Origin of the sequence: Algibacter sp. L3A6 (genome assembly GCF_009796825.1) — a bacterium.
Classification (GTDB): domain Bacteria; phylum Bacteroidota; class Bacteroidia; order Flavobacteriales; family Flavobacteriaceae; genus Algibacter.
Genome location: NZ_CP047030.1, coordinates 3,655,336 through 3,676,395 on the forward strand (window position 1 = coordinate 3,655,336; position 21,060 = coordinate 3,676,395).

17 protein-coding genes and 1 pseudogene are annotated in these 21,060 nt (G+C 31.9%); 9 read left to right on the forward strand and 9 right to left on the reverse strand.

The window, feature by feature from the left end; genetic code table 11:
* Positions 1-8 precede the first annotated feature (8 nt).
* Positions 9-2,372 carry a GumC family protein gene (locus GQR98_RS15180; protein WP_159020245.1) on the forward strand — a complete coding sequence of 788 codons (2,364 nt, stop codon included), beginning with the start codon at positions 9-11 and terminating at the stop codon, positions 2,370-2,372.
* A 94-nt stretch (positions 2,373-2,466) separates the two neighbouring features.
* On the opposite strand, the gene aroB is transcribed toward GQR98_RS15180, so the two are convergent.
* Positions 2,467-3,534: a 3-dehydroquinate synthase gene (aroB, locus tag GQR98_RS15185; RefSeq protein ID WP_159020246.1), complete on the reverse strand. Its 1,068-nt coding sequence runs from the start codon at positions 3,532-3,534 to the stop codon at positions 2,467-2,469.
* Positions 3,535-3,626: 92 nt separating this feature from the next.
* On the opposite strand from aroB, the gene GQR98_RS15190 reads away from it, so the two are divergent.
* Positions 3,627-4,802: a proline dehydrogenase family protein gene (locus GQR98_RS15190; RefSeq protein WP_159020247.1), complete on the forward strand. Its 1,176-nt coding sequence runs from the start codon at positions 3,627-3,629 to the stop codon at positions 4,800-4,802.
* Here the strand turns inward: GQR98_RS15190 and GQR98_RS15195 are convergent.
* The 4 genes from GQR98_RS15195 to GQR98_RS15210 all read right to left on the reverse strand — a co-directional run bounded on the left by GQR98_RS15195 (position 4,799) and on the right by GQR98_RS15210 (position 8,144).
* A complete protein-coding gene (locus GQR98_RS15195; RefSeq protein ID WP_159020248.1) occupies positions 4,799-5,869 on the reverse strand; it encodes a polysaccharide biosynthesis protein in 1,071 nt (356 codons plus the stop codon). The genes GQR98_RS15190 and GQR98_RS15195 overlap by 4 nt on opposite strands.
* A 69-nt stretch (positions 5,870-5,938) precedes the next feature.
* Positions 5,939-6,532: a sugar transferase gene (locus GQR98_RS15200; protein WP_159020249.1), complete on the reverse strand. Its 594-nt coding sequence runs from the start codon at positions 6,530-6,532 to the stop codon at positions 5,939-5,941.
* A 5-nt stretch (positions 6,533-6,537) separates the two neighbouring features.
* Positions 6,538-6,909 carry a hypothetical protein gene (locus tag GQR98_RS15205; RefSeq protein WP_159020250.1) on the reverse strand — a complete coding sequence of 124 codons (372 nt, stop codon included), beginning with the start codon at positions 6,907-6,909 and terminating at the stop codon, positions 6,538-6,540.
* Positions 6,910-6,944: 35 nt separating this feature from the next.
* Positions 6,945-8,144, reverse strand: coding sequence for an alanine dehydrogenase (locus tag GQR98_RS15210; protein ID WP_159020251.1), 1,200 nt, complete (start codon positions 8,142-8,144; stop codon positions 6,945-6,947).
* 181 nt (positions 8,145-8,325) lie between these two features.
* On the opposite strand from GQR98_RS15210, the gene GQR98_RS15215 reads away from it, so the two are divergent.
* Complete coding sequence (locus GQR98_RS15215) at positions 8,326-10,743, forward strand: outer membrane beta-barrel family protein (RefSeq protein ID WP_159020252.1); 2,418 nt, start codon at positions 8,326-8,328, stop codon at positions 10,741-10,743.
* Between the two features lie 812 nt (positions 10,744-11,555).
* Here GQR98_RS15215 and GQR98_RS19020 read toward each other — a convergent pair.
* The 4 genes from GQR98_RS19020 to GQR98_RS15225 all read right to left on the reverse strand — a co-directional run bounded on the left by GQR98_RS19020 (position 11,556) and on the right by GQR98_RS15225 (position 14,778).
* Positions 11,556-11,699: a hypothetical protein gene (locus GQR98_RS19020; RefSeq protein ID WP_162857623.1), complete on the reverse strand. Its 144-nt coding sequence runs from the start codon at positions 11,697-11,699 to the stop codon at positions 11,556-11,558.
* Between the two features lie 198 nt (positions 11,700-11,897).
* On the reverse strand, positions 11,898-12,302 hold the full coding sequence (gene tsaE / locus GQR98_RS15220) for a tRNA (adenosine(37)-N6)-threonylcarbamoyltransferase complex ATPase subunit type 1 TsaE (protein ID WP_159020253.1): 405 nt from the start codon (positions 12,300-12,302) through the stop codon (positions 11,898-11,900).
* 331 nt (positions 12,303-12,633) lie between these two features.
* Positions 12,634-12,777 carry a hypothetical protein gene (locus GQR98_RS19025; protein ID WP_162857622.1) on the reverse strand — a complete coding sequence of 48 codons (144 nt, stop codon included), beginning with the start codon at positions 12,775-12,777 and terminating at the stop codon, positions 12,634-12,636.
* Between the two features lie 444 nt (positions 12,778-13,221).
* Positions 13,222-14,778, reverse strand: a complete 1,557-nt coding sequence (locus GQR98_RS15225) for a bifunctional response regulator/alkaline phosphatase family protein (RefSeq protein ID WP_159020254.1) — start codon at positions 14,776-14,778, stop codon at positions 13,222-13,224.
* A gap of 131 nt (positions 14,779-14,909) precedes the next feature.
* Here GQR98_RS15225 and GQR98_RS15230 point away from each other — a divergent pair, with 131 nt between their 5' ends.
* The 6 genes and pseudogenes from GQR98_RS15230 (at position 14,910) to GQR98_RS15255 (ending at position 21,039) form a co-directional block, all read left to right on the forward strand.
* Positions 14,910-16,130, forward strand: a complete 1,221-nt coding sequence (locus GQR98_RS15230; RefSeq protein WP_159020255.1) for an HD domain-containing protein — start codon at positions 14,910-14,912, stop codon at positions 16,128-16,130.
* 51 nt (positions 16,131-16,181) lie between these two features.
* Positions 16,182-17,207, forward strand: a pseudogene (gene lpxD / locus GQR98_RS15235) (UDP-3-O-(3-hydroxymyristoyl)glucosamine N-acyltransferase).
* A complete protein-coding gene (locus GQR98_RS15240) occupies positions 17,194-18,600 on the forward strand; it encodes a bifunctional UDP-3-O-[3-hydroxymyristoyl] N-acetylglucosamine deacetylase/3-hydroxyacyl-ACP dehydratase (RefSeq protein ID WP_159020256.1) in 1,407 nt (468 codons plus the stop codon). The pseudogene lpxD and the gene GQR98_RS15240 overlap by 14 nt, the downstream one beginning before the upstream one ends.
* A gap of 59 nt (positions 18,601-18,659) precedes the next feature.
* Positions 18,660-19,445 carry an acyl-ACP--UDP-N-acetylglucosamine O-acyltransferase gene (gene lpxA / locus GQR98_RS15245; RefSeq protein ID WP_074935972.1) on the forward strand — a complete coding sequence of 262 codons (786 nt, stop codon included), beginning with the start codon at positions 18,660-18,662 and terminating at the stop codon, positions 19,443-19,445.
* Positions 19,446-19,506: 61 nt separating this feature from the next.
* Positions 19,507-20,073: an elongation factor P gene (gene efp / locus GQR98_RS15250; protein ID WP_159020257.1), complete on the forward strand. Its 567-nt coding sequence runs from the start codon at positions 19,507-19,509 to the stop codon at positions 20,071-20,073.
* Between the two features lie 33 nt (positions 20,074-20,106).
* Positions 20,107-21,039, forward strand: coding sequence for a UDP-3-O-(3-hydroxymyristoyl)glucosamine N-acyltransferase (locus tag GQR98_RS15255; RefSeq protein WP_159020258.1), 933 nt, complete (start codon positions 20,107-20,109; stop codon positions 21,037-21,039).
* Positions 21,040-21,060: the final 21 nt, after the last annotated feature.

Consider the following 21,060-nt stretch of genomic DNA (forward strand, 5'->3'; position numbering starts at 1 on the left):
TTATAGACATGGAAAACACTTTTTCTTCATCAAAAATTGATCAAAAGTTTAACTTAAAAAAAACAATAGGACTTTATACGAAACATTGGTTTTGGTTTGTTTTATCTGTTTTAATTTTCATTTCATTAACTTATTTATACTTAAGGTATACTATTCCTCAGTATCAAGCTTCGTCTGAAGTTTTAATTATTGAGGATAGTGATGAAGGCACTAATGATATTTTCAACGAGCTATCTCTGTCATCGGGAGCCGAGGATGCTTCTATGGAAGATGAGATTTTAGTTTTTAAATCTAGAAAAGTACTTAAAAATGTAGTTGAGGATTTAAATTTGAATCTTCAATATTTCACACAAGGGGTTGTTTTAGAAAATGAGATTTATAACAGAACACCTTTTGAAGTGAATTTAATGTTTTCAGATTCTTTAACTACCGATGTCAATTTTAATTGTTTCGTAAATGTGATTTCAGACACTTCTTTTGAGTATCGTGTTTATGAAGATGATGAACCCTCAATTAAAGAATTTGGTGCTCCAATAGAAACTTATTTTGGAAACGTGGTAATTTTACCTGATGCAGATGAAACTAAAACGTATTTGAATCGTGATATTCGTGTGCAAATAGGTCGTGTTGCTGATGTTGTTGAGGATTTAAGAGGAAAGATAAATGTTACAGGTGGACAAGAAGGTTCTCGTATTTTGACATTATCATTAGTTGACCCTATAGAGCAAAAGGCTAAAGATATTTTAAATACCTTAATAGAAGAGTATGATGCCCACACTTCGGAAATAAAAAACAGAAAATCGGAGGGGACATCAAGACTTATTGATGATCGTATTTCTCGAGTGTTTTCAGATTTAGAAAACGTTGATGCTAGTATTGCTCGATTTAAAATAGGAAATAAAGTTACGGATGTTGGTTCTCAAGCAGGGCAATATATGACTCAAAGTTTTCAAAACGAGCAACAAATTGAGAACATTAGAACACAGTTGAAATTATTAAACTATACTAAAGATCGCTTATCAAGTAGTTCTGGTTCATTTCAATCTGTACCGTCAAACTTAGGAGATGGAACGATTAGTGCATTATCAGGACAATATAACGCCTTATTGAGTCAAAGAGAAAATAAGTTAAAAAGTGCTGGAGCGAAAAACTCCATTGTGCAACAGTTAGATCAATCGATATCTAATGTAAAAAACAATTTATCTCAGAATATTAATGCTACAACTAGAACTTTAAATATTCAATTAAATAGTTTACAGAACCAGTACCAAAAGGTAAACTCAAAGATTAGCTCTGTTCCTGGACAAGAGAATAAGTTAAAGTCTATTGAACGTAGTCAAGGTATTAAGGAATCTATTTACTTATATCTGTTACAGAAAAAGGAAGAGGCAATTATATCTCAAACCGTAACATCATCTAATGTAAAGGTTATTGATCCCGCTTATTCCTACGGGCAAGTTTCTCCTAAAGGTTCCATTTTATATATGGGTGCTTTATTCTTAGGGTTTTTAATTCCTTTCGGATTTATATATGCTAAAGATTTATTGGATACTAAAATTCATAATAGAGAAGACTTACATAAAGAAATTGATAATATGTCTATACTTGGCGAAGTGCCGAGAATAGCTAAAAGTGATAAACATTTAGTAGAGCGCAATGACCGTTCTATTTTATCAGAATCTTTTAGAATTATTAGAACAAACTTTGATTTTGTTAGTCGTGGTAGAAATGTAGAGAAATACAACAACGTTATATTTGTAACGTCTACAATTAATGGTGAAGGAAAGTCTTTTTTTAGTATGAATATGGCTTTAACATTGGCTAGCACGAACAAGAAAGTATTATTGATTGGGGCAGATATTAGAAATCCACAAATTTTCTCAGCGATTAGAACTGTTGAAGATAAAGGAACGGCTAAAGCTGGTTTGACTGACTATATTGCAGATAAATCAATTAATTTAAATAGTATTATTAATGAACATACTATTAACGATATAAAAGTTGATATTTTATTCTCAGGAAAAATCCCTCCAAATCCTGCAGAATTATTAATGAGCGATCGTCTTGAAGAGTTGTTTGATACTGTTGCTGCCGATTACGATTACGTAATGGTGGATACAGCACCATCTATGCTTGTAACCGATACGCTATTAATTAGTAAATATGCTGGACATACATTCTATGTAACTAGAGCAGGCTATACTGAAAAAGAGATCTTAAACTTTACTAAAGAGATTCATGCTGATAATAAATTGAACGGTATGATGCTTGTTGTAAACGATGTGGATCAGTCTAACTTCGGTTACGGAGCTAGATATGGTTACTATGGTGCGCCAGAGAAAAAAGGATGGTTTAGCAGAAAAAAAGCTTAAATATCTAATTAATTAATCCATTGATTTAAATTAAAAAACGCGTTAAAGTAATTACTTTAACGCGTTTTTTTATGATATAAGTTTTACTTAGAAATTAGCTAGCATAAAACTCAAAAGCATCTAAGATAACGCTATCGTCAACTAAGCAGTCTATTTTAGTAACGCCAACATCTTCTAGTAAAACAAAGTTAATGTTACCGTGGTGGTTTTTCTTATCGTATTTAAGTAATTCGATGATGGCAGGAAGTTCACTTTTTTCAATAGTGATTTTACCATAGTAACTTAAGAATAGGTCTTTAATTTTTAAAGTTTTCTCTTTAGGGAAATTTGTAAGTTCTGTAGAAATATAACATGCTAATATCATTCCAACAACTACAGCTTCTCCATGTAGCAACGTTGTTTTATTCGGGTTACTTAAAAAATAAGATTCTATAGCATGTCCAAGTGTGTGCCCAAAGTTTAGTGTTTTTCTTAAACCGTTTTCAAAAGGATCTTCTTCAACAACATTTTTCTTAATAATTACCGATTCGTAAATTAACCCATCTAAGTCATCTAATGATAGTTTAGATAAATCTTCAAACTTACTCCAATAATCATCTCCTGTAATTAAACCATGTTTAAGCATTTCTGCTAGTCCAGAACGCATTTGGTTTACCTCCAATGTGTTTAAATAATTAGTGTCTATCAATACTAAATTAGGATTACTAATAACACCTACTTGGTTTTTTAAATGGCCTAAATCTACTCCGGTTTTCCCTCCAACAGAAGCATCAACCATAGAAAGTAAGGTTGTTGGCACATTTATGTAAGCGATACCGCGTTTAAAGGTACAAGCTACAAAGCCTCCTAAATCTGTAATCACGCCACCACCTATATTAATTAGTAAACTTTTGCGGTCGGCATCCAATTCTGATAAGGTATTCCATACACCAACGCACGTTTCAATAGTTTTGTTTATCTCGCCAGATTCTATTTCCATAATTTCAATTACAGCAGTTGTTTCCATTTTTTCTAAGAAAAGAGGTAAACACAATTCATGTGTATTCTCATCTACTAAGATGAAAATTTTAGAGAAATTATTATCTTTAAGGTGTTTGTTTAGTGAAGAATAACAAGTGTTATTAAAATGTATTGTACAGTTTTTTGTGCTAATAGAATCCATAAAATATTTAAACTTTTTAAGAATGTGAAATTAAGGAGATTTTATATAAAATGATAACTTAGCAATAATTATATTTGCAAAAAAAACAGCAAATGAATACGAATTTGATATTCAATAACACCGAAATCGCTTTTTCCTTGAAAAGTGACTCCGAATTAGAAAGAGCTTACTTCTTGTTTAAGATGATTTCTATAGAACCTTTGGTTCGTATTGGAACTGTAGCGACCAATTTTGCTTTAAAAGCGCATTTGCCTATTGAAGGATTAATTCGCTCTACGGTGTTTGATCATTTTTGTGGCGGCGTTAGTGAAGACGACTGCCTTGTTTCTATAAATAATATGTTCCAAAAGGGAGTGAGCTCTGTTTTAGATTATTCTGTTGAAGGAAAAGAAAGTGAAACGGAATTTGATGGCGCTAAGGATAAGTTATTAAAAATTATAGAATTCGCTAAAAATCTTGACGCTATTCCTATTGCTGTATTTAAACCATCTGCATTTGGACGTTTTTATTTATATGAAAAATTATCAAAAGGAGATACTTTATCAGAAAAGGAACAAGAAGAGTGGGATAGAGTTATTGCGCGTTTTGATAGTGTTTGTGCTAAGGCTAAAGCTTATGATGTTGCCGTTTTAATTGATGCCGAAGAAAGTTGGATTCAAGATGCTGCCGATGATTTAGTAAGAGCATTAATGGTGAAATACAACACAGAAAAACCTATTGTTTACAATACGTTGCAAATGTATCGCCATGATCGTATGTTGTTTTTAGAAGCTGAACATGCAAAAGCTAAAGCTGGAAATTACTATCTAGGATTTAAATTGGTTCGCGGTGCTTACATGGAAAAAGAAAATGATAGAGCAGAGGATAAAGGCTATTTGTCACCAATATGTGTTAGTAAAGCGGCTACAGACCAAAACTTCAATACAGCAGTTAACTATATGTTAGAAAACCTAGACGATATGTCGGTTTTTGCTGGCACACACAATGAAGACAGTTCGTATTTGCTAATGGATTTAATGAAGAAGAAAGGTATTGCTAATAAGGATGCTCGCGTTTGGTTCGGTCAATTATATGGTATGAGTGATCATATAAGTTTTAATCTTGCAAATGAAGGTTATAATGTGGCTAAATACATGCCATTCGGACCTGTGAAAGATGTGATGCCTTATTTAATTCGTCGTGCTGAGGAAAACACCTCTGTAGCCGGACAAACCGGACGTGAACTGGCGCTATTGTCAAAAGAGAAAAAACGAAGAAAATCGATTTAATTTTTAAAGTAACTATTTAAAATAGCTTTTACTTCTTTATTAGGGGTAAAGGCTTTAATTTCTGAAATACGATTTAAGTAGTTAACAGGAAATGTGCTTTGGGTTTTCTTTTGCACTATTAAAATATATTTATGTTTTGAAGGACTTAGTATTTCATTTTCAGAAACCAAATCTTCATGAAGTTTTTCGCCTGGGCGTAATGTCGAGAATTTTAAATCTACTTGCTTTTTATTGCAAAATAAAGCAAGACGTTCTACCAAATCTATGATTTTTATAGAATTCCCCATATTAAAAGTTAACAAAGTATTTTCTCCATACTCGTTTTGAGAAATTTGTAAAATAAGTTCACATGCTTTTTCTTTATTGATGAAATATCTAGAAATAGCTTTGTGAGTTATAATAACAGGTTTTCCATTGTCAATACGCTTTTTGAACAACGGCACTACAGATCCGTTTGAACCAAATATATTACCGAATCGTGTAGTTATAAATAAGGTAGATTTAGAACTAGATAATGAAAGCAAATAATCTTCAGCTATACGCTTAGAAATCCCCATTATACTTATTGGGTTCACAGCTTTATCCGTAGATATGTAGATGAATTTTTTAACGCCATTAATAACAGATAAATCGGCAAGTATTTGAGTCGCTAAAATATTCACTTTTATTGACTCATAAGGATTTAATTCCATTAACGGTACATGCTTATAAGCTGCCGCATGAAAAATAACAGTAGGCTTAAAAGTAAAAAAAAGATGTTCTAGGCTTTCCTTTTGAGTAATATTTAAAATTAAGAAATTAACGTTTGTTTTGTTATCAAATTCTGGCTCGTTAATTAAATCGTGTAAAGGAGATTCAGCAATATCAATTAAAATAAGTTTTTTAAATTGATATTGGCTTATTTGTTTAGCAAGTTCACTTCCTATAGAACCAGCAGCACCAGTAATTAGAATGGTTTCATTTGAAAAATCAAACTCTAAAATAGTTCTAGAAGGCTTTTCTATTTCAGGAAATAAACCTGATGTTTTTAGTAAGTGATCAATCTGATTTTGAGTTGCTGTATTCATTAAATTTTATCTGCTGTTATGCCAATTAGTGATAATAATTTCGAAGAACAAAACTTGTTGAAAAAGGAATTACTTCGCTATTACTTTTATAATAGTGAGTCCAATTAGTTTTAAATCAAAAAAGAAGTTACGGTTTTTTATATATTCTTTATTGAATTTGAGCTTATCAGGAATTATCGTTTTTATAAATAATTCTTCAGGGTTATCGGCTGCCTTTAATAATTCTACTTCATTCCTATATTTTAAAGAGGCTAAACCTGTAATTCCGGGACGCACCTGAAAAATTTTCATATCATCTTCAGAATAAAAATTAACATAATACCTAAGTTCAGGTCTCGGGCCAACGAAACTCATATCGCCTTTTAGAATATTAATAAGTTGAGGGAATTCGTCTATTTTATACCGTCTCAAAAAATAACCAACTTTAGTAACTCGAGAATCGTGATTACCTAAAGTTAGTAAGCCTTTTTGTTGCGATTGTATTTTCATGGTTCTAAACTTGAAAATATTAAAATCACAATTATTTTGTCCTACACGGCCTTGAACGAAAAAAACAGGTCCTTTTGAATCTATTTTTATAATAATTGCCAAAAGAAGTAGAAGAGGCAATAGAAATATTAAGCCAAACAAAGAAAAAACAACATCGAAAGTACGTTTTATCATTGAGGCTATTCTATTTTTAAATCGGTAATAGTTGCAATACTATCGCAGTTTTCAACGGTTAGAACAACATCCTTTTCATTGAATTCGCCTTCTACCATATAAACACCACAAGGTTTAGTTCTAGGGGCACTATCAGAAAAATTGATGTCTCCTTTTTTAAGAATACGTCTAATTTCGGTAGAATCAATAACATTATCATCAATATAACTAAAAACTAAAGAGTTGAATACAATGGTTTTGGAGTTGATATTCTTTAAAACTCGAGCATCTGGTCCATAGCTACATGATGTTTTTTTTCCGTTTAAAAAGAACGCTAAAATAATTAAGCCAATAGAAAATCCGCCAAGATAATAGCCAATACGCTGAATAAGTTTCATTTAAAATAATTTGATAATAATTTAAGGAAAGTAGGCTAAAATATAAGCAAATTAATATCGCTGTATTCTAATCCAAACCATTCTCCCACAGATTTACTCGTTAAAATCCCGTGGTAAAAATACAACCCATTTTTTAAACCGCGATCAAAACGTAGCGAATTTTCTAAACCACCATCTTCAGCAATTTTTAGTAAATATGGCGTAAAAATATTACTAATAGAAACAGATGCTGTTCTAGAATATCTTGCAGGAATATTAGGGACGCAATAATGAACTACGTTATGTTTTACAAAGGTAGGATGTTTGTGTGATGTAACTTCACTAGTTTCAAAACAGCCCCCCATATCGATACTTACATCAATAATAATAGCTCCTTTTTTCATGTGTTGCACCATACTTTCGGAAACCACAATAGGCGCTCTGTTAGTACCGCGAACTGCACCAATAACAACATCACAACGTTTTAAAGCTTTAGTTAAGTTTTTAGGCTGAATGGTTGATGTATATATTGGGCGCCCTAAATGCGTTTGAATACGTCGTAATTTAGTTAACGAATTGTCAAAAACTTTTACATTGGCACCTAAACCAATGGCGCTTCTGCTGGCAAATTCGCCCACGGTTCCTGCTCCTAAAATAACAACCTCTAAAGGAGGAACACCACTAATATTACCAAACATGAGTCCGTTGCCTGTGTTTGCGTCAGAAAGTAATTCTGCTGCGATAAGCACAGAAGCTGTTCCAGCAATTTCACTCAACGATTTTACGGCAGGATAGGCATTATCAGAATCTCTAATAAACTCAAAAGCCAAGGCGGTAATGCGTTTTGCTGCTAAAGTTTCAAAATATTTTTTATGTTGTGTTTTTAGCTGCAAAGCAGAAATAATAATGGTTTGCGGATTGATAAGTTTAATTTGTTCTAAACTTGGCGGTTCCACTTTTAAGATCATCGGGCAGGCAAAAACCTTCTCGGTGTCTTTTGTTATTTCAGCTCCAGCTTCACTGTAATCTTTATCACTAAAATTAGCGCCTTCGCCTGCACCAGACTCTAGTAAAACACGATGTCCGTTACAGACTAAAGCGTAAACAGCATCTGGCGTTAAACACACGCGTTTTTCTTTGTAAGCGGTCTCTTTTGGGATTCCTATAAATAATTCTCCTTTTTTCTTAAATATTTCAAGGGTTTCCTCCTGAGGTAAAAGTTGTTGCTTTGTAAAAGGTGAAAGTGTTTTATTCATATTTTTTAGTAAAAAAAAACAAATTACAAATAAATTTTGTAATTCAATTCATCAAAATATAGAATTAAAACGAAGAAATATAAACCTTCGTGGAAATGTAAGAATTTTGATTAATTATGGTAAGGGCATACCGCAAAATGTATTCGTTTTTTTATTTTAAGTTTGCATTAAGTTTACATGTATGATGCGAAAAATTGTTATTTTATTTATATATTTATTTTCAATACTAGGTCTTGCTCAAGGCCTGGAAATAAAGGGAAAAGTTGTTGATACAAAAAATAATCCGGTTGCTTTTGCTAACATAGTTGTTTCAGATGGCGTAAATACTTCAGATTATAAAGGTACTATTTCTAATGAAACTGGTGATTTTGAAATTGGTAATTTAGAGAGTAAAAAATATACTCTGAATATTAGTTTTTTAGGATATAAAACACAAACTATTGAAATTCAGCTTGATAAAAACACTTCTCTTGCTGATATTTTTTTAGAAGATGAAGAACAGCAACTAGATGGTGTACTTATCGTTACTAAAAAACCAACTGTAAAACGTATGGTGGATCGTTTAGTTTTTAATGTTGAAAACTCCACATTATCTAATAATAACATGCTCGATGTTTTAAAACATACGCCAGGAGTTATGGTAAATAACGATGGTATTTCTGTAAAACATGCTAGCCCAACTATATATATTAACGACAGAAAGGTGCATTTATCTACTACAGAGGTTATACAGCTTTTGGAGAGTATGCCTGCTAACAATATTAAATCTATAGAAGTAATAACTTCGCCACCAGCTAAATATGAGGCAGAAGGAGGAGCTGTGCTTAATTTTGTTACAAGTAAAAATTTGGTTTCTGGATATAATGGTAGTGTTTTTGGTAATTTTAAACAGGGATTTGAATTTCCAAAATACTCGGTTGGGACAAGTCATTTTTTTAAGGGTGAAAAAATAAATGCTTACGTTAATTATAATGTGAGTCCGAGAAAAGATTTTAGAAATACCGACGAGTTTATTAATTTTATAGATAACGATGAAACGACTTCTAGTTGGGAAACGGACTATAATAGAACTCGAAAATCATCAAATCAAAATATAAATAGTAATATAGACTATACTATTAACGATAAGAATACCTTGAGTTTTTCGGCTAATTTAATGTTTTTGCCTAAATCGGGAACCGAGACCGATATCAATTCGTTAACCGAGGTATACGGAGCCACAGGCGTTTTAGATTCTACGTTTAATACCATGAACACTGCAGTAGATAAAACAACTAATGCTGCATTTACATTAGATTATTTACATAAATTAAATCAAGACGGTGAGCAATTATCATTTAGTGCACATCACACTAATTTTAATTTTGATAGTGATCAAGATGTAAATACCGAATATTTATTTCCCGATCAATCTTTAATTAGAAACAATGAGTTTCAATCGCTTTCTAATCAAGACATCAAGCTTTATACTGGGCAGGTAGATTATGAGTTACCTATTGGTGAAACTGCTTTTTTGGAAGCAGGAGGGAAGACTTCTTTTATTAATTCTGAGAGTGTTATTAATCGATATTTGATTGATAGCGGAATTCGAGAACCAGATTTAGCAAATTCTGATACTTTTCTATACGATGAAACTAACCTGGCTCTATATGGTAGTTACAGTAAAGATTGGGATAATTGGAGTTTAAAAGCTGGGTTAAGAATAGAATACACAAATATTGAAGGAAACTCTCTATCTGAAAACCAAATTAATAAATCTGATTACATTAAATTCTTCCCGACATTTCATATTATGAAGGTTTTGAATGAAAACAACGAAATTTATTTCACTTATAATAAAAGTATCTATAGACCAAGGTATAGCCAGTTAAATCCCTTTAAGTTCTTTTTAAGTGATAACTCATACAATACTGGAGATCCAAATTTAAAACCGCAAATTGACGATAGTTTTACTATAGGTTATACTTTAAATTCTAAATATACTTTCGAACTTTATTATAGAAACGAGAATGATCCTTCAATACAAATTACGTTTCAAGACAATGATTCTAAATTGTTAAAAAATATTGATACCAATATAGATAGAAGTATATCGTATGGATTGGATTTTACAACATTTACCCCCGTGATGTCTAACTGGGATGTTTATGCATATTCGTCATTGTTTTATTATGAAAATAGATTTGCTGCTTTAGAAAGTAATAACCAATTATATACTAGCGATAAATGGTCTGTGTATTTACAAATGGTAAATTATTTTTCTTTTTTAAAGGATAAAACATTAACCGCAGATGTCGTGTTAACTTATATTTCGCCATTAGTAGATGGGCCTAGTGAAATTAGCAATAGAACGGGACTAGATATTAGTGTACGTAAAACGTTTTGGAATAATAGAGCGTCTTTAACTATGGGTATTACCGATATTTTTAACACTCAAAATTTCACACAAACCACAAAGTATTTAAATCAAGATATAATATTAAATTCTAGAATGGAAAACAGAATGTTTACGCTTGGTTTTAATTATAAGTTTGGTAATTTCAGGTTACAAACAAATAAAAAAGATATAGAATCTATTGAACGTGATAGACTAAATTAATTAGGCTAAGTTTCATTTGATCATTGCCATGTTTGTATTACCTCTTTAAGCTGGCTTAAAACTTATTACTTACAGATTACTTAGCATAAAAACTCTATTTTAAAGCTTCTGCTGAATATTTAGACAGCTTCCTTTACTGGTGTTGAGATTTATTTTTGAACACGTTAAAAGCTTTGTGTAAAAAAGAATCCGCAAAACCAATTTGGCTTTGCGGATTCTTTTTTATGTAATCTTCATGTACTTTTAAATACTATTTCCTGATAACATTCGGAAATCTTTCATAAAGCTTCAATAAGAGAAATATTGTCAACAGAGTAGTTAATCGCTATTAGAAATATTCTTTTATTTTATGCCAAAAACTTGTTGGCGACACTTTAAATTCGTCCTCTAAATCTTGTAGGGACTTGTTTGCGTTATTTACCTTATTAAATATTTGTGCTCTTATTAGGTAAATGGAGGGAATGATTATAACCATAATAGGGATCAAATACACGAGTTGATTTGAATCCACATACATTAAATCATCATTTATTGTTGTGAATATTTGGTAAATGTACATCGAAATCGGTACTAACAACGTGTGGTACCACCAGTGACGACAAGTAAAAAACCAAATAAACAGTAAAAATAGGGGCATTGCTTTTCCCATTATGGTCCAAGCGACAGTAAGCATACTTCCGTAATATTTACTATCATATCTGAACAAAAAAGTATCCCAAGTTGGTGTATTTGGGACACTTTCGTATAGGTAAAATAAATAGGGGCTAGCTGCAATTAATGTTGCGACTATACTTCCTATTATCAAACTTTGTTTATCCGTGCGTTGGAACTCTGATTGCACTTCTTTGAATTTTTGCAGTTTGTTGTTCATCTTGATTAATTGTGTTAGCTGCATAAGCTGTCAACAACATTCCTCCGAAAATCGCAACTGCGATTAAGTAATTTTTTGCTTTCATTCTGTAGGGGGTTTTAAATATTAATATTCCAAATCTAAATAAAGACCGAATTGTAATACCTACTGAGATGTTAAAATTATGTTAAAAACATTGTTTTTGAAAATTCTCACTGAGGGTTTCCCGTAAAACACTATTTTTTAGGAACTTTTTTGGTTGTTATAGCGTATTACTGGCTATAGTTGTTAGGGTTGTTATTGTTTATTCTGCTACTAATTGTCGTTTATTTTCCGATTGAATTGATAACTTTATAACACATTCATCACCCGATAAAATTGGTTCTATAATATCAGGCCATTCAATTATTATCCAATTATCAGAATCCAAATAATCTTCTATACCAAAATTATAGGCTTCTTCTAAATCATTAATTCTATACAAATCAAAATGAAAAATTTTTTCTTCATTTAATTTATATTCATTTACAATAGAAAATGTTGGGCTACTAACATCGTCTTTACTACCCAATGCCTTTACAAGTGCTTTTATTAATGTTGTTTTACCAACACCCATATCGCCGTAAAATAATAGGGTTCTTCCAGATGCATAACTAATAAGTTGGCTTGCAACCTGATCAACCTCGTCTATTGTATAATTTATATTCAATTCGAAAATTTTAACTTAACAATATTAAGGAATATAATTTAAAAACACCAAAAAATAGGTTAAACTTATTAGTGTTTATGGCTGTTCGCGCATTTTTATTGATAAAACGGAGAGTGATCGTTTATTATTCTAATCAGTGTAGTGCTGGCATGCAGATATGTATTTATGAAATGTCTTACAGAATAGTTAGCTGTTAAGTTTATTAAATAAAAAGCTGCTTTTCCGTTTTAATTTCTGAGCATAAAAAAAAGTGTTCAAGATGTTTTACCATCTGGAACACTTTTACAGAATATTAATTGTAAAATTATAGCAAAACTATAATTAAAAAATTTTATCCGTGCGTCGGTACGCGAATCGCACTTCTTTGAATTTTAGCGGTTTGCTGCTCATCTTGTTCAATTGAATTCGCTGCATAAGCTGTAAATAACATTCCTCCGAAAATCGCCGCTGCGATTAAATAATTCTTTGTTTTCATTCTATAGGGATTTAAATAATTATATTCCAAATCTAAAGAAAGAGAGAGATGTAAATGGGTTGTAAATGTTAAAATTATGTTAAAAACGTGTTTTTTTTAAAAATTCACTACGGGTTTCCCGTAAAAAAATACTAAACAGCTGATTTTTCTTATAAATATGGGTTTGCTAGCGATTCTCATTGAGTTTTCGGTTTCAGCTGTCAATTTAGATTTAAGTGTTTTTTAGTATAAATCAATCCTTTGAGTTTGTATAAGGTCTTGATAATTTGATGTGTAAGTCCTCAAATATCATTTTTTATATAGAAATAGCCATTTTAGTTTTTCAATTAAAAATCTAAAATGGCTATGTATTTATAGGTTTCTCTCTATTGTGTAAGGGAAGTGTTTGTTCTTGCTTTTCGAATCATTAAATGATTCAGAAATTAGAATTTCTTTTACACACTTTTACTTCTTTGGATTAAATACTACAAAAGGAATAATCATCTCTTCTAATGATACTCCACCATGCTGATACGTGTTTCTAAAATAACTTACGTAATGATTATAGTTATTTGGATAAGCAAAAAACATATCGGTTTTCGCGAAAATAAACGAGCTACTCATGTTAATAGATGGTAAATGGATTTCTTTAGGATCTTTAGCTACAAACACATCTTTGTTTTCGTAAGTTAAACTTCGTCCTGTTTTATAACGCAGGTTTAAGCTAGTATCGCGATCTCCAATAACCTTAGATGGGTTTTTCACGTTTATAGTACCATGATCGGTGGTTAATATAAGTTTAAAGCCCATTTGTTGCGCTTGCTGAATCATTTCCAGTAATGGTGAGTTTTTAAACCAACTATGTGTTAAAGAGCGATAAGCTTTATCATTAGAGGCTAATTCTTTCACAACTTCCATTTCTGTTTTAGAGTGCGAAAGCATATCAACAAAATTATAAACCACTACAGTTAAATCATTCTTTTTTAAACTTTTAAAATTATCAACTAATTTCTTTCCAGATTTTAAGTTGGTTATTTTGTAATACTCATGCTCTAAATTACCAAGCCCTAAGCGTTTTAATTGTGTTTCTAAAAACTCGGCTTCAAATAAGTTTTTACCACCTTCGTCGGTATCATTTTTCCAATATTGAGGAAAAAGCTTTTCCATATCGCTTGGCATTAAGCCAGAAAAAATAGCGTTTCGAGCGTATTGCGTAGCAGTAGGTAAGATGCTAAAAAAGGCTTCTTCCTTTTCTTTTTTATAGTAGTTGTTAATTATTAGCTCAAAAACTTTCCATTGATCGTAACGTAAATTATCGATTACAACCAATAAAGTTGGTTGCTCTTTACTAATTTCTGGAGCAATTTTTTCTTTAAACAGTGTATGCGACATAATTGGGGCATCGGTATTAGGCTCAAACCAATCGGCATAATTTTTATCTATAAATTTACCAAAGTGCGAATTAGCTTCGTTTTTTTGAGATTCCAATATTTCGAACATACCATCATCCTCAATGTCTTCTAGCTGAATTTCCCAATACACCAATTTTTGATAAAGCGCAACCCATTCTTCAAAACTGTTTACCATGGATAGATCCATAGCAATTTTTCTAAATTCTTGCTGATAATTAGATGTTGTTTTTTCTGAAACTAATCTAGAGTGGTCTAAATTCTTTTTTAAACTCAGTAGAATTTGATTGGGGTTCACAGGTTTTATTAGGTAATCGGCTATTTTGTTACCAATAGCTTCTTCCATTATGTATTCTTCCTCACTTTTAGTAATCATTACTACCGGAAGGTTATCGCGTTTCTCTTTTATTTCATGTAATGTTTCCAAGCCGCTTAAACCTGGCATGTTTTCATCTAAAAATACAATATCAAAGTTTTCATCATCCAAAATATCAATAGCTTCCGAGCCACTATTACATTTAGTAACCTGGTAGTTTTTCTTTTCTAAAAATAAAATATGTGGTTTTAGTAAATCAATTTCATCATCTACCCAAAGTATTTTTATTGTATTCATTTGTATGTTTTTGTAAAGGTTTATAAAGTGTAAAATATTAAGATATCATTGATATTTACGAGCGCTAAAATTTTAGTTAGGCTCATATCATATACCTATATTTGTAAATAATAATTGTAAAAACTTAAAGTTTGAACAAACTAAAGATATTAAACGACCCAATTTACGGATTTATTACTATTCCAAATTCGCTAATATTCGATTTAATTCAACATAAATATTTTCAACGCCTACGCAGAATTACGCAAATGGGCTTATCATACATGGTATATCCGGGCGCTCATCACACTAGATTTCATCATGCCATTGGTTGCGTGCATTTAATGCAACAAGCTGTTAATGTACTTCGTTTTAAGGGGGTTAGCATTTCTGACGATGAAGAAAACGCACTCTATATAGCTATTTTATTGCATGATATTGGGCATGGTCCGTTCTCGCATGCCATGGAGCATAGCATTGTAAATAACGTGTCTCACGAGGAAATTTCAATGCTTTTTATGGAGCGTTTAAATGAAGAATTTAACGGAAGTTTAACGCTGGCTATCGAAATATTTAAGGGTAATTATCACCGTGAGTTCTTGTATCAGCTTATTTCTGGTCAGTTTGATATGGATCGTGCCGATTATCTAAAACGTGATAGTTTTTATACCGGTGTAGCTGAAGGGAATATAAATAGTGAACGTTTAATTACCATGTTAAACGCCGTGGATGATAAACTTGTAGTTGAAGAAAAAGGAATCTATAGCGTTGAAAAATTTATAATTGCACGCCGTTTAATGTACTGGCAAGTGTATTTGCATAAAACAGGTATTGTGGCTGAGCAGCTTTTAATACGTGTTTTAAAACGCGCCAAAGAATTAACATTAAAAGGGATAGAGTTAGAAGCGAGCAAACCATTACAATATTTTCTGAAAAATGAAATTTCTATTGATGATTTTAATGATGAAGTATTAAGCGTATTTTCTCAATTAGATGATTACGATATCATTTCTGCAATGAAGGCTTGGCAATTTAATGACGATTTTGTTTTAAGAAATATTTGCGAAATGATTGTTAATAGGAATCTTTTAAAAATTAAGCTGAAGAATAAAACTATTAAGAAAGCAACCCTAGAAAAGCAGATTAAAATTTTTGTTAATCAACACAATATAAGTAGAGAAGAGGCTGACTACTTTGTGTTTACAGGAAGTATTTCTAACCAAGCATATCAGTTAGAGACGCAAGGAATTAACATCTTGCATAAGTCTGGTAAAATAGAAGATATTGTAAAAGCATCCGATCAGCTTAATTTAAAAGCGCTATCAAAACCGGTTACCAAATATTATATATGTTACCCTAAGGTTAAAGTTTAACACATTTTTCCTATTTTTGCCAAAAATCAAACAAAACAATAAATCTTTAGTGTGAAGTTTACTGCACAACAAATAGCGGGTATTTTAGAGGGAGAAGTTGTCGGTAACCCGGAAGCTGAAGTCTCTAAACTATCAAAAATAGAAGAAGGGTTTGAAGGTTCTTTAACCTTTTTAGCCAATCCTAAATACACCGCACATATATATAAAACACAAGCGTCTATTACTATTGTAAATAAAACGTTTGAACCAGATAACGATTTAAAAACTACACTTATAAAGGTAGACGATGCTTATATGGCATTTCTAAAATACTCGAATATTACAATTCTGTAAAACTTAATAAAATAGGCGTAGAGCAACCATCTTTTATCTCAGAGTCCTGCTAAGTATGGCGAAAACCTATACATAGGGGCTTTTAGTTATATTGCCGATAATGTAGTGATTGGAAATAATGTAAAAATTTTCCCTAACAGTTATATAGGTGATAATGTAATATTGGGCGACAATACTATTATTTTTTCGGGAGCTAAAATATATTCAGAAAGCATCATAGGTAAAAACTGTGTAATTAATTCTGGGGCTATTATTGGTGCCGACGGATTTGGTTTTGCTCCAAATGAAAATGGTGGATACAACAAGGTTCCACAAATAGGAAATGTAATTCTAGAAGATTTTGTTGATGTTGGAGCAGGTACAACCATTGATAGAGCAACATTAGGCTCAACCATAGTAAGAGAAGGTGTTAAATTGGATAATCAAATTCAAATTGCACATAATGTTGAAATTGGTAAAAACACTGTAATTGCCGCACAAACCGGTATTGCTGGCTCAACACATATTGGCGAACATTGCCAGATTGGTGGTCAAGTTGGTATTGCAGGACATATTACTATTGGTAACAATGTAAAAATACAAGCACAGTCTGGTATTGCTAGGCATGTAAAAGATAATGAAATTCTCCAAGGCTCACCAGCTTTGGCTATTAGCGATTATAATAAGTCGTATGTTCACTTTAAAAATCTTCCTAAGATTGTTAAAAATATAAATGATTTAGAAAAAATAAATGGGAATAGTTAACACTGAGATCAAACAAAAAACCATTCTAAAAGATGTTACTTTAACAGGAGTTGGTTTACACACAGGTAAAAATGTAACCTTAACTTTTAAACCAGCTGCAGCTAATACTGGGTTGTGTTTTAAACGTGTAGATTTAGAAGGCGCACCTGTAATAGAGGCCGATGCCAACTATGTAACCAGCACACAACGTGGTACATGTTTAGAGAAAAATGGAGTATCTATTCAAACATCAGAGCATGTTTTAGCAGCTCTTGTTGGTTTAGATGTCGATAATGCTTTAATTGAATTAAATGCAGCCGAGCCTCCAATTATGGATGGATCGTCTAAGTTTTTTGTGGAAGCTATTGAAAAAGCTAAAATTGTAGAGTTAGATGCTTTTAGAGAAGAGTATGAGGTAACAGATATTATTTCATATATAGATGAAGAGTCTGGTAGCGAGATTTTAGTAATGCCTGCTAAAGAATATCAAATTACTACTATGGTAGATTTTGGTACTAAGGTTTTAGGAACTCAAAACGCAACTTTAAATCAAATTTCAGATTTTAAAGAAGATATTTCTAATTCAAGAACATTTAGTTTTCTTCATGAAATAGAAATGCTTTTAGAGCATGGCTTAATAAAAGGTGGCGATTTAAACAATGCTATTGTTTATGTTGATAAAGCCTTATCTCCAGAAACTATGGAGAAGTTAAGAATAGCCTTTAAAAAAGATAATATTGCCGTTAAACCAAACGGTATTTTAGATAATTTAACACTGCATCACCCAAATGAAGCGGCTCGCCATAAACTTTTAGATGTTTTAGGTGATCTAGCATTAGTTGGTACCCGCATTCGCGGAAAAGTGATTGCTAACAAACCTGGGCATTATATTAATACTCAGTTCGCTAAAAAATTATCGAAGCTTATTAAAATTGAACGTAGAAATAATGTTCCTAAAATAGATTTGAATCAAACACCTTTAATGGATGTGAATCAAATTATGGATATGTTACCTCACCGTCAACCATTTTTATTAATCGATAAGGTTTTTGAATTGTCTGATAGTCATGTAATCGCTCAAAAAAATGTTACCATGAACGAAGAGTTCTTTAAAGGTCATTTTCCTGGCGCTCCAGTTATGCCAGGTGTTTTAATAGTAGAAGCTATGGCACAAACGGGCGGTATTTTAGTTTTAAATACAGTTCCAGATCCAGAAAATTATCTAACATTTTTCATGAAAATGGATAAGGTTAAGTTTAAACAAAAGGTTGTTCCTGGCGATACATTAATTTTCAAATGTTCGTTAATTACGCCAATACGTCGTGGTATTTGCCATATGCAAGGTTATGCTTACTCAAACGGTAAACTTTGTGCAGAAGCTGAATTAATGGCTCAAATATCAAAAGTAAAATAAGTAAGTATAAGCGGGTAATTCCTGTTTTAACTTATTAAGACTAAACTAAAAACTTACAAATGAATCAACCATTGGCATATGTGCATCCAGGTGCAAAAATTGCAAAAAACGTGGTCATAGAGCCTTTTACTACCATACATAATAATGTTATTATTGGCGAAGGCACATGGATAGGCAGTAACGTAACCATTATGGAAGGTGCACGTATTGGAAAGAATTGTAATATTTTTCCAGGATCTGTAATTTCTGCAGTTCCTCAAGATTTAAAATATAACGATGAAGATACCACTGTTGAAATTGGGGACAATGTCACTATTCGTGAGTGTGTTACCATAAACAGAGGTACTACCGATAGAATGAAAACAGTTATTGGTAATAATTGTTTAATTATGGCATATTGCCACGTTGCCCACGATTGTATTGTTGGAAATAACTGTATTTTTTCTAACAACAGTACGCTTGCTGGCCATATCACTATTGGTGATTATGTGGTTTTAGCAGGTATGACGGCTGTGCATCAATTTGTATCTATTGGTAATCATGCTTTTGTAACTGGCGGATCGTTAGTTAGAAAAGATGTTCCTCCTTTTGTAAAAGCTGCAAGAGAGCCACTTTCTTATGTGGGTATTAATTCAGTAGGGTTAAGACGAAGAGGTTACATCACAGAAAAAATTAGAGAAATTCAAGATATCTATAGAATTTTATACCAGAAGAATTATAACAATACGCAAGCTGCCGAAATTATTGAAGCAGAAATGGAAGCCACTCCAGAGCGTGATGAAATTCTTCAGTTTATAAAAAATTCTCATAGAGGTATCATGAAGGGATACTTCAAAGCAAATTAAATCGATTATTTAATCTTTCAAAAAAGAGATTAAAACAAATATTAAATTTCAAAATTAAATTATGGTAACTACAAGTGATATTAGAAACGGTTTATGCCTTAGATACAATAATGATATATATAAAATTGTAGAATTTTTACATGTAAAACCAGGAAAAGGTCCAGCATTTGTAAGAACTAAAATGAAAAGCGTAACCACCGGAAAGGTTTTAGATAACACATTTTCTGCAGGTCATAAATTAGAAGATGTTCGTGTTGAAACTCATAAATTTCAATATTTATATAATGATGGTGAATTTTACCATTTTATGAATGAAGCAGATTATACTCAAATTCGTTTATTAGAAGCGGCTTTAGATAATCCTGGTTTAATGAAAGAAGGCGAAGTTGTAACCGTATTAATTAATACTGAAGATAACTCACCACTTTCTGTAGATTTACCAGCAAGTGTTGTTTTAGAAATTACAGCAACAGAACCTGGCGTTAAGGGTAATACAGCAACTAATGCTACAAAACCTGCAACCGTAGAAACTGGAGCAACTGTAAATGTACCTTTATTTATTAATGAAGGTGATAAAATTAAAGTTGAAACAGCAAAAGGAACTTACAAAGAACGTGTAAAAGAGTAAAACAATTCTTTAGTATTCAGTTTATCTAAACCTATGAAATTTCCAAAACAACATACTTTAAAACAAATTGCAGATCTTATTGGTTGTGATTTTGTTGGGGATTTAAATTTCCCTGTTCTAGGCATGAACGAAATTCATGTTGTAGAATCAGGTGATATTGTTTTTGTAGATCATCCAAAATATTATGATAAAGCTTTAAACTCTGCGGCAACTATTATTTTAATTAATAAGAAGGTAGATTGTCCAGAAGGGAAAGCGTTATTAGTAAGTGATGATCCGTTTAGAGACTTCAATACTTTAACCAATCACTTTAAGCCTTTTCAGTCGGCTAACAGTGCTATTTCAGCGTCAGCTAAAATTGGAGAAAACACAGTAATTCAACCAAATTGTTTTATTGGGCATAATGTTGAAATAGGCAAAAACTGCTTAATTCATGCCAATGTTAGTATATATGATGATACCGTAATTGGTGATTATGTTACGATTCATTCAGGAACGGTTTTAGGTGCAAATGCATTCTATTATAAAAAACGCCCTGATGGTTATGATAGATTAAAATCAGGCGGACGTGTGGTTATTCAAGACCATGTTGATATTGGAGCTGCATGTACTATAGATAGAGGTGTAACAGCCGATACACGTATTGGTTACGGATCCAAATTAGATAATCAAATTCAAATCGGTCATGATACTGTTTTAGGTAAAAAATGCCTTATTGCATCGCAGGCAGGTATTGCTGGCTGTGTTGTTGTTGAAGATGAAGTTGTCATTTGGGGACAAGCTGGTGTAAAAAGTGGTATTACTATCGCTAAAGGTACGGAGCTCTTTGCGCAATCGGGCTTAGGGCATTCAACAGACGAAAATAAAGCATACTTTGGTTCACCTGCAGGTGAAGCTAGAGAAAAATTTAAGGAATTAGCCTATATTAGAAAGATTCCTGAAATATTAAAATCAATAAAAAAATAACAAAAAGTAATTCGGTTTTTA